Annotated in this window: 13 protein-coding genes; 2 read left to right on the top strand and 11 right to left on the bottom strand. The window is 48.2% G+C overall.

The features are described 5' to 3' along the window. Positions 1–4 precede the first annotated feature (4 nt). The 3 genes from cofD to npdG are packed head-to-tail and all read right to left on the bottom strand — an operon-like array spanning position 5 to position 2440. Positions 5–988 carry a 2-phospho-L-lactate transferase gene (gene cofD, locus GVJ32_RS04340; RefSeq protein ID WP_159238840.1) on the bottom strand — a complete coding sequence of 328 codons (984 nt, stop codon included), beginning with the start codon at positions 986–988 and terminating at the stop codon, positions 5–7. Next, positions 988–1755 (bottom strand): coenzyme F420-0:L-glutamate ligase, encoded by a 768-nt coding sequence (gene cofE / locus GVJ32_RS04345; protein WP_159238841.1) that lies wholly within the window; start codon positions 1753–1755, stop codon positions 988–990. Before cofE ends, cofD begins: the two co-directional genes overlap by 1 nt. 7 nt (positions 1756–1762) lie before the next feature. Next, positions 1763–2440 (bottom strand): NADPH-dependent F420 reductase, encoded by a 678-nt coding sequence (npdG, locus tag GVJ32_RS04350; RefSeq protein WP_159238842.1) that lies wholly within the window; start codon positions 2438–2440, stop codon positions 1763–1765. Positions 2441–2948: 508 nt separating this feature from the next. On the opposite strand from npdG, the gene GVJ32_RS04355 reads away from it, so the two are divergent. After that, a complete protein-coding gene (locus GVJ32_RS04355; RefSeq protein ID WP_159238843.1) occupies positions 2949–3722 on the top strand; it encodes an SDR family oxidoreductase in 774 nt (257 codons plus the stop codon). 255 nt (positions 3723–3977) lie between these two features. Then, positions 3978–4439: a globin domain-containing protein gene (locus GVJ32_RS04360; RefSeq protein WP_159238844.1), complete on the top strand. Its 462-nt coding sequence runs from the start codon at positions 3978–3980 to the stop codon at positions 4437–4439. Between the two features lie 14 nt (positions 4440–4453). Here GVJ32_RS04360 and GVJ32_RS04365 read toward each other — a convergent pair whose 3' ends face one another. From GVJ32_RS04365 to GVJ32_RS04400, 8 genes are all read right to left on the bottom strand, one after another. Then, complete coding sequence (locus GVJ32_RS04365; protein WP_159238845.1) at positions 4454–5623, bottom strand: lipid-transfer protein; 1170 nt, start codon at positions 5621–5623, stop codon at positions 4454–4456. A 90-nt stretch (positions 5624–5713) separates the two neighbouring features. Next, complete coding sequence (locus GVJ32_RS04370) at positions 5714–8044, bottom strand: TonB-dependent receptor (RefSeq protein WP_159238846.1); 2331 nt, start codon at positions 8042–8044, stop codon at positions 5714–5716. Positions 8045–8368: 324 nt separating this feature from the next. Next, the gene (locus GVJ32_RS04375) at positions 8369–10363 is read right to left on the bottom strand and encodes an acetoacetate--CoA ligase (protein WP_159238847.1); all 1995 of its coding nucleotides are present in this window, start codon (positions 10361–10363) and stop codon (positions 8369–8371) included. Positions 10364–10373: 10 nt separating this feature from the next. After that, positions 10374–11204, bottom strand: coding sequence for a hypothetical protein (locus tag GVJ32_RS04380; protein ID WP_159238848.1), 831 nt, complete (start codon positions 11202–11204; stop codon positions 10374–10376). A gap of 33 nt (positions 11205–11237) precedes the next feature. Next, positions 11238–13487 (bottom strand): hydantoinase B/oxoprolinase family protein, encoded by a 2250-nt coding sequence (locus GVJ32_RS04385; RefSeq protein WP_159238849.1) that lies wholly within the window; start codon positions 13485–13487, stop codon positions 11238–11240. A gap of 45 nt (positions 13488–13532) precedes the next feature. Beyond that, the gene (locus GVJ32_RS04390) at positions 13533–15677 is read right to left on the bottom strand and encodes a hydantoinase/oxoprolinase family protein (protein WP_159238850.1); all 2145 of its coding nucleotides are present in this window, start codon (positions 15675–15677) and stop codon (positions 13533–13535) included. Positions 15678–15691: 14 nt separating this feature from the next. Then, the gene (locus GVJ32_RS04395) at positions 15692–16078 is read right to left on the bottom strand and encodes an acetone carboxylase subunit gamma (RefSeq protein WP_159238851.1); all 387 of its coding nucleotides are present in this window, start codon (positions 16076–16078) and stop codon (positions 15692–15694) included. A gap of 12 nt (positions 16079–16090) precedes the next feature. After that, on the bottom strand, positions 16091–16723 hold a 633-nt coding region (locus tag GVJ32_RS04400), incomplete at its 5' end, for a hypothetical protein (protein WP_200841334.1).

The following is a 16723-nucleotide window of genomic DNA, read 5'->3' on the forward strand; positions in this document are numbered from 1 at the left end:
GTATTTAAGCTTTCAAGCTAGCCGCAAATGTCAGTAGCGCATCTGCAAGTGCAATCTTGCTATTGAGGTCTGTCATCAAGGTCGGCGCGACACAAACCTGAATTCCTAGCGCAGTGATGTCATCTACGTACTCTGCATCAGCCTCATCTAATACATAACCATCCAGTAAATCACCGTAATACTCTGCCACCGCCAAAGCTGTTGCTGGCATATCAAGCTCACGCATCATTTTCGCTGCCGGGCCCTTTACTGCTCGGCCAGCAATAATGGGCGATACGGCAATGACTGGCGCCGATGATTTCGTAAGTAATTGTCGGCAATCCGGCAAACTTAATATCGGATCAATGCTCACAAAGGGGTTAGATGGGCAAACCACAATCGCAGCCAAGGCCTCGTCCGTCAATAAACTGCTCACCAGCGGGTTTAATTGCGCAGTGTCTGCGCCCTCAAAATATAACTCGCGCACCTCAGGCTGGCATTTATCACGCACAAAATATTGCTGAAAATCTAACCAACCTTGATCTGTATTCACCTTGGTAGCAACAGATTGCTCAGACATTGGCAGCAGTGAATGAGTAATACCCAGACCTGCAGCGATTTGTTTGGTCACCGATGATAAAGATTGGCCTGCACGCAGCAACTGAGTCCTCAACATGTGAGTTGCTAAATCTTGGTCACCGATTTGAAACCATTCGGCGCCGCCCAGCCGGCGCATCGCTATCAGCGTACGCCAGGTTTCATCACGTAAACCCCAGCCGCGTTCCTCGTCATTTAAATCTGCCAGCGCATACATCACTGAATCGAGATCCGGGCAAATACGCAAATCCCAGTAATCGAAGTCGTCACCAGTATTCGCGACAATCGTAAGCTGCTCAGGCGTCAAGGTCGCCGTTAAGCCTCGGCATAATTTAGCGCCGCCCACACCACCACTTAAGGCCAGCACCTTGCCTGTAAACGATAGTTTTGTGGCGAGATTTACATCTGTCATCAGCGAAACATGTCCTTTTCTCGATCCCGGATTAATGCTCCAGAGCCATTGGCTGATGGTCGTAATTTTGCGCCACGAATAAGCACCAGCGGCAATGCCTCATCGCCCTGCCCCATCACAAAAGAGGCTGCTGCCGCTAATTCGTCGGCCACGGCCACTTCAGTAATTTCAAGCGGCCGACCATATAAATCTTTCTCACCAACACGATTCTCTAGCGCCTCGAAACCGGCGGTGCCAATAGCGAAGCCTAGGGTGCCATTGCGCCACGCGCGACCTGCGCTGTCGTTAATGACAATATTCACAGCCACACCTAAACGCATTTGCAGCGCATCTCGCAATTGCGCCGCGCTGCGATCTGGGTTTTCTGGCAGCAATAGCAGGCGCGGATTGTCGTCATCACTACTAATATTAGATCGATCGATCCCCGCATTGGCGTGTACATAACCCAGCACATGCTCAACGATCACCACGCCGGGACGCTGACGAATAACCTCGCGGGATTCATTCAGCAGCACCTGCATATGACGCGGATCTTTATCACACTGTTCAGCCAATTCATGAGCTTGAACGCTAGGCTCTATGGCATTTAAATAGGCATAGCGGCCCTCGGCTTTAGACACAATTTTTTGCGCCAAAACCAATACGTCGCCCTCTTGTAGACTTTGCTCAGATGCCGCCAAAGCCACTATTATCAACTCAGCAAGATCATCACCGGGCTCCACCATAGGAATACCCGATACCGCATGAAGAACAAGTGAAGAGCCCATAATCGAATTAATGATCCAGCCCAGTTAATTTAATTCCGGCATGGCATTTATATTGTTTATTAATAAAAATAAGTAGCGACGTCATGGCCTCTACCGCAGCCGCGTTGGCGATACTGCCAGCATGAAAGCCGCGCAAACCCGCTGCCTCAACTAACTCTATAACCTTGGCGCGAGCCTCTTTATTGTCGCCACACACCAGTACATCGCATTCCATGCCTTGACCATCTTGCAAATGTACCGCCGCCACATTTTGAAATGCCGACACGACGCTAACGCCCTCACCCAAAATATTCTGGGCAATCTGACCGGCAGACCCTTCCTCTGGCAATTGCACGCGTGCGACTTTCGGCGGCACCAAAGGCACTGTCACGTCGATCAGTATTTTGCCCTGCAAAGCGCCCTTTACGCTTGTCAAAGTATCGGCATGGTGGGCAAAAGGCACCGTTAACGCAGCAATGTCTGCCGCTTGAGCTGCAGATACATTATCCATCGCCGCCACCGACACATCGCCAACACCACGCGCTTGCATGAGTTCGCGCAGCTCTTGCGCTGCAGCTTCAGCTTTCTCTTGGGTGCGTGAACCAATAATAATCTGGTAACCCGCCTCGGCCCAGCGCCGTGCCAATCCCGTGCCTAAACCACCCGTACCACCTAGAATTGCCACTACGGCTTTACTTTCTGTCATTCAAAAATCTCTCTTTAATGTGCAATTCATCATGTCGATCAAGCTTCTTTAAATCTATTCTTCAAGCGCCAAGATCGTCGAAATATAATGTGACTAAAGTTTAGTGTATACGTCTTAATCCACCGCGAATACTGTCAAAAACGGTCTATCTCCCAACAAATGTTATCGTTTTGGTAGTTCCGCTCCAAACCTCTAGCACTGCTACTATTTTTGGTTAGCATCTGGCGTGTTTGCGCAAACTGCTCATATTTAAACAGCCACTCTCACTAACACAATTACGCATTTCAGATTAGTCCCTTCAGACTACCCCCCTGTACAAAATAAGCTACAAGCCACGTGCAATGGGCATCGCTAACAAATCATCAATACCAAGGCATTCGCAACCGCCATTCCGAGTACACAAAAATGCGGTAAACTTGGCAAAACCAACTTAGCTAGCGTCAGGTAGCAGTACGAACTGCCCCGCGAAAATAAATAGCAATCAAATAATATGCAGTGCGGAGTTAACATGCGGAACAAACTAGATTTCAGCGCCAAGGTCGTTATCGTTACTGGCGGCGGCAAAGGCGTTGGACGCGGTATTAGCGAACGCTTCCTCCAACATGGTGCGACAGTCATTATCTGTGGCCGTAGCGAGCCCGACACACTGCCCAATTCAGACGGTAAAGAGGCGGTCTTTTTCCCGATAGATGTTCGTGACGCCGACGCTATTCAAAGTTTAGTCGATACGGTTGTTAGTCAATATGGCCGTATTGACGTATTAGTAAACAATGCTGGTGGCGCCCCCGCCGCTGATGCCGCAACCGTATCGCCGCGTTTCTCAGAATCTATCATTCGTCTAAATCTGCTGGCACCACTGAATTTCTCTCAATCCTGCAATACTGTCATGCAAAACCAAGACAGTGGCGGCGCCATTATCAATATCGCCTCGGTCAGCGCTGTCCGCCCCTCGCCAGGCACCGCAGCTTACGGCGCAGCAAAAGCCGGCTTAGTCAGCTTAACAAGCTCACTCGCCGTAGAATGGGCACCCAAAGTGCGAAGCAATACCATCATCGCCGGCCTAATTCGCACAGAGCAAGCTCACCTACACTACGGCGACGAAGCGGGTATCGCGGCGGTTGGCAACACGATCCCCTTGGGGCGAATGGCTATTCCGGAAGACATCGGCGACGCCTGCTTATTTCTAGCCAGTGATCTCGCGTCCTACGTCAGCGGATCGACCCTAACCCTGCATGGTGGCGGCGAAAAGCCCGCGTTTTTAAGCGCTGCCAACGTCGATTAACGTTATTTCCAACTCATTATTTAGACGCTATTTAGCACGTAAATAGCGTTTTCGCGCTTAATTCCTGCAAACACCCCTATCGAGGTAGTGAATTACCGCAATTCACTACGCTAACTATGTATACACACCTCGGTAATCTCGAATAATCACGTAACGCCAGCACGTGTAACGTGTCCAATCAGTAAGGAGCTTTAATTTTACTCGACGCGACGATCCATCATCGCCAGCCGCCGAAAAACCATAGCGAGGCGCAATATGACTCCTAAACAAATTACTATCGTGCAATCTCATCTACATGCGGTGAAATCTATTGGCAAGCCCTTTGCCAAAGTGTTCTATGCACGCCTATTTCAATTGTCGCCAGATTTACGAACGTTATTTAGCTGCGCTGGCGACACCAAAGATCGCAAGCTCATCAACACGCTTTGCACCACAGTGCACTCATTGCAAAATATGGAGGGACTTAAAGTCGTAGCCCATAACATGGGGCAGCGTTACAGCGAGCAAGGTGTAACCGAACGTCACTACGATTTCTTTATTCAAGCCATGCTTGAAACATTAGAAATGGCGCTCGGCGACGAATTCAGCGGTGATGTAAAGGCAGCCTGGATAAGCTTACTGGCCATGTTAAAAGATACCTTGTTAGAAGCCAGCAACTACCAAGAAATTGAACATACTGCGTGGGGGCATGAAGTACCGATGGCGCTGGTAGGCTAAGATCCGGCTCACTTCTATTTTTTATAGACAGTAACGACTGCCGCACCACCTAAACCAAGATTGTGCTGCAACGCTACCTTAGCACCAGCAACTTGTCTCGCACCAGTCTCTCCACGCAATTGTGTTGTCAATTCAAAACATTGCGCTAAACCAGTCGCACCAATTGGATGGCCCTTAGACATCAACCCACCGGATGGATTCACCACAACTTTTCCACCAAAAGTATTATCTTTGTCAGCCACAAAGCGGCTAGCCCCACCTTCTGGACATAAACCCAAGGCCTCGTAACTAAGCACTTCATTTGTTGTAAAACAGTCATGCAACTCAACCACATCAACATCGACCGCATCAATACCGGCCTGCGTATAAGCCTTTGTAGCAGCTTGACGACTCATACTAGATCCCACCAAATTCATAGGATCAACAAAGCTGTCGAGCTTGTCGGTAGCCATACTTTGCCCCGCTATGACTACGCCACGTGTTATACCATGATGCTTAGCATAATCTTCGCTACATATCAGCGCCGCTGCGGCGCCACATGTTGGTGGGCAACACATCAGGCGGGTGAGGTAGTTCATATAAAGCATTGGCGAGTTCATCACGTCCGCGACCGAAAGCGCTGTATTGAATAATGCATAAGGGTTATTCAAAGCATGATTACGTGTTTTCACCGCGACTTGCGCGAACAACTCCGGTTTCGCGTCATAGCGCTCCATGTAACTGTGGCCCGCAGCGCCAAAACAACGCAGCGCCAAAGGGGCAGGCGGGTAATCTAGCCTATCCAAAGCTTCGTCAAAAATAGTAAACGGCGATTCCCTGTCATCCCACTGAGATGAAATTGCGCCGCTAGGCATTTCTTCAAACCCTAAGGCAAGAACACAATCAGCTTCACCACTTAGAATCGCCTGCCTAGCGAGATAAATCGCACTAGAACCAGAGGAGCAATTATTATTAACATTAACCACCGGAATACCGGTCATACCAACATCATAAAGCGCACGCTGGCCACTGCAACTATCGCCATAAATATAACCAGCGAATGCTTGCTGGACATCGGAATAATTAAGCCCCGCATCTTTCAATGCTTCGTTCACCGCTTCGCTAGCCATCATTCTGTATGGAGCTTGATTTCCGGGTTTGGCAAATTTCACCATGCCCACACCTGCGACAAGAACCTGACTCATTAAACCACCTATAAAACGCTAGTAAAATATCGTCTCGAAAATCAAACGACGGCTTACGAAAAAGCCGTGCGAATAACACGGCAAAGAAAATTAATCGTATTTGTAATCAAATGTGATGCCGTAGGTAAGGGGATCGCTGACGTAGCGCGTCACAATATCGCTTACAACCTGAACGTGACCGGTGGTCGCGTACTCGTTAAATATGTTTCGACCGTAGAGTGTCAACATCCATTTGGCATCTGACCGACCAAACCGTAGACGCGCGTTTGTGATGGCGAAATCATCGTGCGCAAAGAACGGGTCGCCATCCAATGTAGAGTTAGTTTCATCTTTAAAGCTGTAATCAACCCCTGCACCAAGTTCATATTCATTACCAATAGGAAAGCTGTAGTCAGCCAAAATCGTATAACTTAATTTCGGTGAGTAATTAAACTCCTGCCCGGTTAAATCCGTCGGTTGACCTCTAGTATTAAAGGCATTAGGGAACTCCTTAACCTCAGTCTCGATATAGGCACCAGCTGCAGAAAGATATAAACCTTCAAAAGGCGATCCAGATATATCTATTTCAAAACCAATTACTTCAGACGACGGTGCATTTTGTAGCTGTGGCAGCGAGCCGAATAAAACATCCTGAATACGCGAAAAAAGTTGTTTATCGACATAATCATAATAGAACGCAGCGGTATTAAGCTGTAAGCGACGATCGAAGAAGTTTAATTTTGCGCCAATCTCGTATGCATCAACCTGTTCTTGCCGGGCGGGTACATACTGCCCCTGATCGGTGGTATTAGTGACTGGAAATGAACCTGATTTAAAACCCCTTGAGCGAGACAAATACATTAGTACATTATCATTCGGTGTCCAATCCCCAACAAGACGCCAGGACAAGCTATGCTCCTCCAAATTATCGGTATAGCGATCAAACTGGCCGTCTTCGGTAAGTGTGATGCATTCACCTGGTGTGGTGACATCTGGTGTTGTTAATGCAAGTAGCGCGCGCTGCAGTGACAATGCACTGAACACAAGATTTACATTGGTATTATTGTCTTTGGCGTCATCGGCTAGGCAGCCGTTAAAATCCCGCTCTTCATCTGTGTAACGCGCACCGGCGGTAATTTTTAGAGTATCGGTGAATTGCCATTCAACATTACCGAAGGCAGATTGCGAACGGTACTCCATTTCACCATCACCAATATAGTAGCTTCCCAATAGACTTATATCTTCAAGCCCCGGTAAAGCCCCCACTAGTGGAACAACATAGAAAACACTGTTGTTATCGCTAGCACCAAACAAACGATAATCCGTTCCCGTTTCATGCGGGGTTGCATGAAGACCGGCGGTCCAAGTGACTGGCCCATTGAATAGTTCGGTGCTTCCAGTTAAACGAAATTCAACATCGACGTTTTCAATTTCAGAGAAGAGCGTAGTTTCAATATGTCGCTCGGAATATGAAGATGCAGGAATTTCGCTTCCATCAGCTTCAAAATTATTATACGAAACCAATAAAATACCTTCGACTGTCTCGGTAAACATCCAAGAAAGGCGCAGCGCAGCTTGATAAAAGGTTTCATCCTGCGTGAAGTCATAGGGCTTGCCATTTACGTCTACACACGAAGAGTGTCCCTTACAAAATTCCGCAGCGCGAGGATCATCGGAATCTGGAATAAAGGGATAGTTCTTAACATTTTCCGATGCCAGTAAATCACTCTGAGGGTTCTGCGCATTGAAATACACCGGCTGTCCGGCGCGGCTATCACTACGATCTCGCCATCCAGACAACATTAAACGAACATTCACATCCTCGCTCGCATCCCAATCAAATAATGACCGCAACGAGAACTTATCTTGCTCACCAAGTTTACGACTACGATCGGTATTACTGTATTGCCAAGGCTCATCTTGCAAAATATAGCGCCCGGCAAACCGATATCTCAAGTTGTCTGAAATTGGTCCACTGACATACCCCTCTACATCCTTACGATCAAATCGACCATAGGAACCGCTTACTCCCGCCTCGAAATTCTCAGTAGGCTTTTTAGCGATATAGTTAATTGCACCGCCAGTCGTACTTCTACCAAATAATGTGCCCTGGGGGCCTTTCAATATTTCGACACGCTCAATATCAATATTTGGCCCTTTGGTCATAATGGAATACGGCATACTCACTTCGTCGATGTATACGCCAGTGGTAGGACTCGCAAAATAGGTGGAGTCAGGAAAGCCAACCCCCCTTAAGGTATAAACAGGCGCACCGTAACCGCCTTCTGAGGCGGAGAATCCCGGTACAATGATATTCAGATCTCGAGTGTCCGTGATACCTAATACATCTAACTGTTCTCCATTTAACGCAGTTACGGCAATAGGAACATCATTTAGATTTTCCTCTCTCCTCTGGGCAGTAACCACGACCTCTTCTAACAATGCATTCCGAGTTCGCGGTCGATTTGTCTCAGAGTCTGCTTGTGCGCTTACAGCCAGAGAATGTCCAATCAAAAATGGCAAGCATGTCGATGAAATTACAAATGATAAATATCTAGCTTTTCTCATAGTAGGCATTGAATTTATACCACCCTTATTTTTATATTATGAAATAATTTATTTTTCATTAATTACAACGTATTTATTGTTAAGTTTATAACCCACTACAGTTTATGTAATTACAAATACCGAGTAACACTACCCATTTGGACAGTATTTCTTTTTTTCATCAAATACATTCAAACACCAAATATCACAACAGAATAACTATGTATTCTTAAATACTAGACACTTTGAAAATTCAACATAGAAAGCCAAGCTATCAGGATTTTTCATTGAACCCGGACTCGCCACACTGACGACATCAGCACCTTTAAGTAACTTCCTCACCGGCACCTCCAGCTTTTTACCGGTCAGAGTATAGGGAATATCGGGAGCAACAACGATCTCGTCGGGAACATGGCGCGGCGAACATTGCGAGCGCAAGCTGGATTTTATCTCCGAACGCATCTCATCGCTGATCTGTGAGCCTTCCGTTAAAGAAACAAATAGTGGCATATAGAAACCACCATTCTCCGTTTCAATACACACGATTAAACTGTCTGAAATTCCAGCGATAGATTCAACGGTTCGATATATTTCGGCGGTTCCAATACGAACACCATACCGATTCAAGGTCGCATCAGATCGCCCGTATATATAACAGCCACCACGTTCGTTAATTTTTATAAAATCGCCGTGACGCCAAACACCTGGAATCTCTTCAAAGTAAGACGCGGTGTAACGCTCTCCGTCGGCATCATTTAAGAAATACAAAGGCATCGATGGAAATGGTACATCGCAAATTAACTCACCGACTTGATCAATAACGTCGATTCGTTGGTCATCTAATGCCTTCACCGACATACCCAAGGCCCTAGCCTGAATCTCAGCGGCGTATACCGGCTGTGTTGGCGTAGCCGCAACAAAGGCGCTTGCGATTTCTGTACCGCCACTCTGCGACGTGACCCACATATCGGATTTCACATTTTGGTAAAACCAATCGAAAGTCGATGGCATTGAGGGCGATCCGCCTACTAGCACAGTTGATAGACGGTCTAGCGCGAAATGCTCTTTAGGTACAACATGGTTGCTCTCCATCAACTGGACATAAGTAGGACTGGCACCAAAGTGAGTAGCATCACTTTCATCCGCCAATCGCCACAAGGTGTCAGTCGTTGGATACACTGGGCTGCCATCGTAAAGAATAACTCCGGCTCCGGTGAGCATCATACCGACGAGCAAATTAAACATCACCCAGCCGGTAGTCGTATAGAAAAAGCTATTGTCTCCGGGTTTTAAGTTCATATGAAGGCTCATAAATTTGAGCATTTCAATAAGCACACCAATATGCGAATGCGCAATGGCTTTGGGGAGACCTGTTGTGCCGGAGGAAAAAACAAACCACAAAGGATGGTCACTACTGACTCGGCTAAACTTAAAGCTGTCTTCACCAGGATCGTCAATACTTACAAGGTCTAACCAATTCAACACATCTATTTTATGAGTGAACGGCCCACAGTTACCCAATACATCAACGCGAACAACCTGCGCTACCGAAGGTAACTCACCCAACAGCTTGGACAAAATATCTACGCGGTCGAAACGACTCCCATTAAACTCATAACCGTCGCAAAAAAAGACCAGCTTTGGGCGAACTTGCCCAAGCCGGTCAAGTATCGCCTGAGTACCAAACTCAGGCGCCGCATTGCTCCATACCGCCCCGATACTAATTGATGCGAGCATCGCTATCACAGTTTCTGGGCAATTCGGTAGTACCGCGCTGACTCTATCGCCAGCGCAAATCCCCATTGATCTCAGCGAGGAGGCGACACGTCGAACGTCGGCGCTTAGTTCGTCCCAACTAAGTACGCTAAGCGGCTTACTTTCGGACATCGCCGATATCGCCGGATGGCTGCCTTTATGACGTAGGATATGTTCGGCGAAGTTAACCTGACTGCCGTCAAACCATCTCACGCCAGATTTCATTTCGCGACTACTCATGACCTGTGAGTAAGGCGTTTCTGATATCACCTCAAAATATTGCCACATGGCTGCCCAAAACGAATCTGGGGAGCTAACCGACCATTGCCAAAGTTGAGTGTATTTTTCACAACTTACAATGCCCTGCTGATCTAGCCAACTTATCAGCGCAGTCATATTACTGTCTGCCACAAAGTCTTTAGATGGTGTCCACAAACACTGGCCTTCCGTTACGCTCATGTCGCCTCCGTTATCGCGCCCGAAGTAATGCGATATTTGCTCGCACGACGTCCGGCTCTGAGAAGGCGGGTAGCTCGGTATAAACCCAGTTGGTATCGTGCTGCACTACTGTTTCTAACTCACTTCGCCAAAAGTCTGATGGCAAAGACACTAAGTCGCTATTGCTGCTACAAGCGTCGTCACCAAGGCAAAAATAATCATGACTAGCAAACTTGGCGGCCACCACAGGTTTTCTAAACGCAAATTGCCAATGATAATTTGCAGCAACATTTGCCAATGGCAGATAGAGATCAACACTCGCACCGGCCGCTAAATCCGCATCGGAAAGCGTCGTCACGACACCGGCAATACCAGCAGGCTTTAACTGACGAACCGTGTCTGCCAAATAGACCGACGTTGAATCAATGTCCAACTCGGTTAAGGGTTCAACGCTCGCATTGGGGTTAGCCAGTACGTGCGCCCACGAAATTAGTGCAGCATTGGAGGGTATTTCCAACACAATTTCCGCATCTACCATTGCGCAACACGCTGTCATCCATTCGGACATATCACTGCGCAATTGCGGATTTGTGAGAAACCGTTTTATTGCAAAACGCACCCGGCTTTTACCGGACATCGTTTGTAACACATGGGGGTGACGACTAATCCAATCATCAAGAAAGCCCATCAATGGCACGCTAAGTCGATCAGCGTCGAGCATACCCTGTAATTTTTTATAAACTTCGGCAAACTCTGTTGGACTAGACCAGGGCAGTGCTTTGCCACCGCAGAGCACATGCTCAGCGAAGGCATGTGCATTGAACCAAATGGCGGAATTATTTGAATACTTCTCTGCAAGCATGATTCATTACCTATCAGCTATTATCGACAACGCTTAATTACGCGGGGCTTCTAATGATGCAAGCTTCGCCTTGAGCTGCTGTATTTCAACGTCTTTTGGATCAGGCAAAATAATAGGAGGCAATGCCGACGGCAGTGCTTTACCAAAAGGCCCGCAATACAATTCTTCAGAATTGTTCCAGCTACCAAAAAATGGCACCGTAGCTGGTGGCTCTGGCTTCACTCTCGTCGCCATAAACTCATCCCAGCTCACACCCTTGGCCAAACGCCCTTTCAAAATACCTTTGCGACGTTCGACGGTAGCAGTGTCATCAATGGCGTAGGTATCTGGGTCGTATACAACGCCGTAAAGATCCATCGCGGTTTCTTCACGAATCAGCCCTTCCTCCAAATCTTTGATCACTAAATTTGGATCTCGATCCAGCACGTCGCCGTAGCCGCCACCGCCACCTTGGCTAGTCATAAACAGCTCACCCTCGGGATACAATTCGAAGGCAACCGCCATTGAATGGCTGCTATATTCTGCGCCCTCAATTAATCGGTCGTTCATGATGCTGGCCATAGACGCCTGAAACAGCTCTGGCGTTTCCTTCATCACCTTAAACAGATTTTTACCGCGCACTCGAACCGTGCCATATGTGGGGCAGGCATAGCCGCCAAAAAGACCAAAGGTAGAAGGGAAATACGAACCTCCGGTAAACGTCTGAAAGCCAAAGGGTTGCTCGCCGTAGCGCATCAAGCCGTATTCATAGGCGGCACCACCACGGAATTTTCCGAAGCCACAATTGCCAGGCCAAATACGCTTTGATATCGCATATATAAATGGCAATTGTTCTTCCGCTTCTTCGCTTTCACCGATATCGACATTCGCACCAAAACACGGCGCGATACTGTGCTCACCGTCTTCATCACATTTTGCGCCGCCAGCCATACCGTTCAGATCACCGCACATATTGCCGCAGGAATCTTGGTGCTGAGTGACGCCGCCGTAAATAATGGCCGCGGGTTGATTGAACCAACCCGCCTTGGTTTTTCCGTATTTCACTGGTGCGCCGAAATACAGTTTGGCAAACGCCAACTCTGCAGCGGTCATTATTTTGAACATAGGCTGTATACACAGCGCGACTGGCACTTCATTGGAGCAATCAGCAATGGTTCCCGGATCAGTAATAAATTCGAAGCAATCGATAATCGCCTGCGCACAAGGCATATCAGGCCAAATATGGTGGGCGAGCGTAATCGCAACACCAAGCACCTGGGTACTTAGTAGGCTGTTAATTGGTCTATTAAATAGTTCGGGGGAACTACCCCGTAAATCAACGATGACCTTGTCACCTTTTACGGTGAAGCAGTACATGATTTTCATCAACGCGGGTTCGCGCATCGTATCGTCAATATAAAATTGCGTGCGCACCGTGCCGTCAGGTAGCTCTGCGATTCTACGGCGACCTTCATCTCGCATAAATTCAACATTACTACGCAGGAAGCCAACTACGGAGTCAACGCCATAACGAGCGATATGCTCTTTACCGCGACGTTCCATTCTACAACACGCTGCCAAACGCGCTTTCAAATCCGCCAACATCGTTTGCGGCTCGCGGCAGCTATTCTGCATAAAGGTAACAAGGTCTGTTTTTAACGCGTAATTTTCGACCATTTTAATGGGCGAACCTCGTAAGCCTTCATCCCATGGCGACTCAATCATCGGCCCCATGCCACCGGGAACACGGGCGCCAATTTCACCTTCATGCATCGCACAAACACACCAGCTAACAATCACGCCATCATGAAAAATCGGCATAAACAAATGCTGATCAGGGCTGTGAATACCACCGTAGTGAGCATCGTTTAGCAGAAAACCATCACCCTCGTTTATGCCAACTGTTTCGTCGGTTTCAAAGTACTTGCGGATAAACCTAATGGGGTAATGCAAGCTAACTGTAAACCCGGCAACACCTCGAGTAGACGCAAGGGAGAGATCACCGGAAGCGGTAAAATAACCCGTCGACATATCGGCACATTGGGCAGCAGGTGACGCTACCGTCATCTCTGCGATTTTAAAAGTTTCATCCAGAGACGCGCGTAAACCGGAGCGGATCTCTGCATACAAATTGCTATCGATGCCAGCGCTTAAAATTTCTTCCTCACGCGAGGTGCGCGGGGCAACGTGATGATTACGTTGAATCTCTGGGTCAGGCCCTAAAAACGCGCGGTTTTTACTTAAAAATCGATCAACCAATGCCTGTTCGTCAGCGGTATCTGGATTTGCCAAATTTGTATTCATTGTTATTTCCCTCACTCCCGTATAGGAGAGCTGTGAATTATCTCGTTACTGATATTGCGCATTACTTTCATGAAAGAACCAAACTGCTCCCTGAGCGGCAGCAACAAATGTCCAGCCTGGCTCCACCAAGTACGTCGTTTCGCCGGGATTAACTATTGCTGGCCCAGTAATTTCGACACCGGGATTCAAAGCATCGGCACCGTAGATCGGCGTTGAAACCGATGCTGAGTTTCCTTGGAAATAGCATTCCCGATAATTCACTGCTTGCGGTGGTGCCACGCGCTCTCGCGGTAGTTCTAGCTCTGAGAATTTGACCGTACCCAAATCGACTCTGGATACCACCCTTACTGTAGAAACCCACACGCCCGACTCCGGCGACACAATTTCCTTGCCATAGCGTTTCCCAAAATCGGCATTCATATACTCAATTGCACCCAACACTTCCGCAGGCTTATTCAAGCGGCGATTAGTGAGTTCGATACTGACTTCCATTTTCTGAATGCCATATCGCATATCTAACTCAAGGGTGTATTGAATATCATCCTCACGAAAACCTTGGCGCAATAAATCTGCGCGGCCCTTTTCCTCAAGCGAAGCAACAAGTGCATTAAATGAATCGTAGTCAGCGTAAAGAGCGCGAGTATGCTTGTTGTAAAAACCAAGGGAGACGTTCTTCTCATGGATATGCATTTGATCTAAGCCCGCACCACCGCAGGCAGAGAACACGCTGCTGTATGGCGGAGCCAATATCTTTTTAATACCGGCTTTGTCAGCAATACCACAGCAGTGCAAGGGGCCATTACCGCCGTAGGCTAAGAACACAAACTCGCTGGCTTTATAGCCGCCACCATTTAGCTCTCTAACCAAGCCTGCGGCCATTTCGCTATCGGCCATAGACTTAATAAGCAATGCAGCTTCCACTTCTGAGATATCCATCTCATCGCAGATATCTTCTAAAGCCTGATAAGTGCGACGCATATTCAATGGAATAACACCTTTGGCGTAGTTCTCTGCGTCCAAGTAACCGAGAATAAGATCGGCATCGGTGACCGTCGGATTCATACCACCGCGGTCATAGCACGCGGGACCGGGATCACTGCCCGCGCTCTGCGGCCCGACACGGACGGTATTGAAAATTGGATCGTAACTCGCGATAGAACCACCGCCTGCGCCCAAGGTAACAAGATGCACCATCGGCAAACTGACACGCCAGCGGTCAACAACCGGATTAAAGTCGTAGTGCTTAGTACCACCCTCGGTTATTAAACCAATATCAAAAGAGGTGCCACCCATATCGCCACAGACAATATTGCTAATACCGCCCTGCAATGCTAATTGACCGGCGGCGTGAATACCTGCCACGGGGCCGGAGTGCAGGGTTTTAAGTGCATCGGTTGAATTTAACTGCGCCATACCGCCAGAGTTATGTACCAACAACATCGGTCTGTCATAACCATTTTCACGCAGATTTTGTTCCAGCGCATTCATCGCAAAATACATCGTTGAATGTAAAAAAGCGTCGATAATCGCCGAGGAGCTGCGCACGTATTCGCCCTTACGACCGACCACCTGATGAGACAATACCATCGGAATAGCACCGAGCATGGAGGACGGAAATTCCTCTTCGAATATCTCTTGGATACGCAACTCGTGATCTGGGTTTTCCACCGAATTGATTAAGGTCACGACGATGGCCTGAACCCCTGTATCGACGAGTTCCTTGAGCTTTTCGCGAACGTCAGCTTCATCTAAGTCCATCAATACTTTACCGCGATAATCCATGCGCTGTTTTACAGAACGAATTCTGGATATAGGCACAATGGGATCAGGTCGCTTAGCGCGGGACATGTCCCTCGCTTGTTCATCGGGAAGACCATCACCGTAGCCACGGCCACGAGAAATAGGGATGGTGCTTTCAAAACCGGTGGTAATAAGCACACCCACTCTTGGCCCTTTTCGCTCGATTAGCGCGTTCGTTCCCAATGTGGTCGCGTAGCGCACTGAATCGACTGATTGCAATAACAGCCGCCGCTCTAAACTTAATATTTCGCAGGCTTGATCCAGTGCGTCGTTAAAACCCAGCGCCAAATTATGATGCGTGGTTAGCGCCTTGGTTTGAATAAACTGCTCATCCCAGCTGACAAAACAGTCCGTAAAAGTACCGCCAATATCTACCGCTATACGTTTCATTATTACTTCTCCTACTAGGACCGAAACGCAGCGGTATTAGCTGTACTGTCGTTTTCAACACCCGTCGCACCGCACCACTTTTCCTTTAGTGAGTCGATATCCAGCTCTAAATCATGTAGCGGGGCGTGCCCCGGCACGGTGTACTCCACGTCCATCATTAATCCGCAATGTGGACAATAAAATTCGTAAATTACGCAGACCTCAGGATCGGGAGAAAAACAAAACCGGTAGCGCTCCGGATCGAGCAATGGATGGTGAACCTCCCGTGGATTCCGGTCGTGGATCAACAAGAATCGTTTGTAGTTTTCCCGAGCAGGGCCAAGTACGTGATCGCAGCGATCGCACTCCCACATCTCCTCTTCCAGATCTACTCGTAAATATTCAGTCGCTAAAACTTTCATTATTATTTCCCCTTATTCCGACGCGTCTTGTCGACTTGATATATTCAGTACAATGTCGCGATTTGCCGTAAATTCAAATCCCCAGCCCCGCGGCACACTGCAGGTCCAAAAAGCCTCTTCCAGCACGGCGGGGCCAGCACCACTAGCACCTGCAATTTGGTCTTCTACTCGAAAAACCGGCACATGTTGAAATTCGCCGTTAGAATTGGCCAATGCGCGATCGGATGTTGCTTTTGGCTCGCTGACATTTAGCGCGACTTTGTCGGCCAATTTCGCGTGACTTATGCGATGCACAGCGCGCACGCTCAGCAAAATATCAGCACGCGCAATATTGGCATCGGCGGGAAGTTTTCCGTCTGCGCTTAGGGTGACATCGTGACGTTCAGATTCCTGCTCATACCACACCTCTAAGTCGCACTGCGCTGCGCTGTAACCCTCGGTGCTCATGTCTCGTAACACACGATCCCTGAGTCGCTCGAAAACCTCTGCTACGGAGTCATTATCTGAGCGAGGAATAGCTTCGGACGCGAGGTGAGCAATATCACTAAAACCGATACCGTGAGCGCTAAATACCGCAGATAAACGCGGGATAAGCACCGTCGCAATCCCCGCACTTTTGGCAACAGCCGCCACCCCCATCGGCCC

This window comes from Zhongshania aliphaticivorans (genome assembly GCF_902705855.1).
GTDB classification, from domain to species: domain Bacteria; phylum Pseudomonadota; class Gammaproteobacteria; order Pseudomonadales; family Spongiibacteraceae; genus Spongiibacter; species Spongiibacter aliphaticivorans_B.

What these genes read in the sequence shown, in the direction of transcription:
- cofD (WP_159238840.1), bottom strand. Translation starts at nt 988, where the DNA reads ATGACAGATGTAAATCTCGCCACAAAACTATCGTTTACAGGCAAGGTG.
- GVJ32_RS04375 (WP_159238847.1), bottom strand. Translation starts at nt 10,363, where the DNA reads ATGAGCGTAACGGAAGGCCAGTGTTTGTGGACACCATCTAAAGACTTT.
- GVJ32_RS04380 (WP_159238848.1), bottom strand. Translation starts at nt 11,204, where the DNA reads ATGCTTGCAGAGAAGTATTCAAATAATTCCGCCATTTGGTTCAATGCA.
- npdG (WP_159238842.1), bottom strand. Translation starts at nt 2,440, where the DNA reads ATGACAGAAAGTAAAGCCGTAGTGGCAATTCTAGGTGGTACGGGTGGT.
- GVJ32_RS04395 (WP_159238851.1), bottom strand. Translation starts at nt 16,078, where the DNA reads ATGAAAGTTTTAGCGACTGAATATTTACGAGTAGATCTGGAAGAGGAG.
- cofE (WP_159238841.1), bottom strand. Translation starts at nt 1,755, where the DNA reads ATGGGCTCTTCACTTGTTCTTCATGCGGTATCGGGTATTCCTATGGTG.
- GVJ32_RS04390 (WP_159238850.1), bottom strand. Translation starts at nt 15,677, where the DNA reads ATGAAACGTATAGCGGTAGATATTGGCGGTACTTTTACGGACTGTTTT.
- GVJ32_RS04385 (WP_159238849.1), bottom strand. Translation starts at nt 13,487, where the DNA reads ATGAATACAAATTTGGCAAATCCAGATACCGCTGACGAACAGGCATTG.
- GVJ32_RS04365 (WP_159238845.1), bottom strand. Translation starts at nt 5,623, where the DNA reads ATGAGTCAGGTTCTTGTCGCAGGTGTGGGCATGGTGAAATTTGCCAAA.
- GVJ32_RS04360 (WP_159238844.1), top strand. Translation starts at nt 3,978, where the DNA reads ATGACTCCTAAACAAATTACTATCGTGCAATCTCATCTACATGCGGTG.
- GVJ32_RS04355 (WP_159238843.1), top strand. Translation starts at nt 2,949, where the DNA reads ATGCGGAACAAACTAGATTTCAGCGCCAAGGTCGTTATCGTTACTGGC.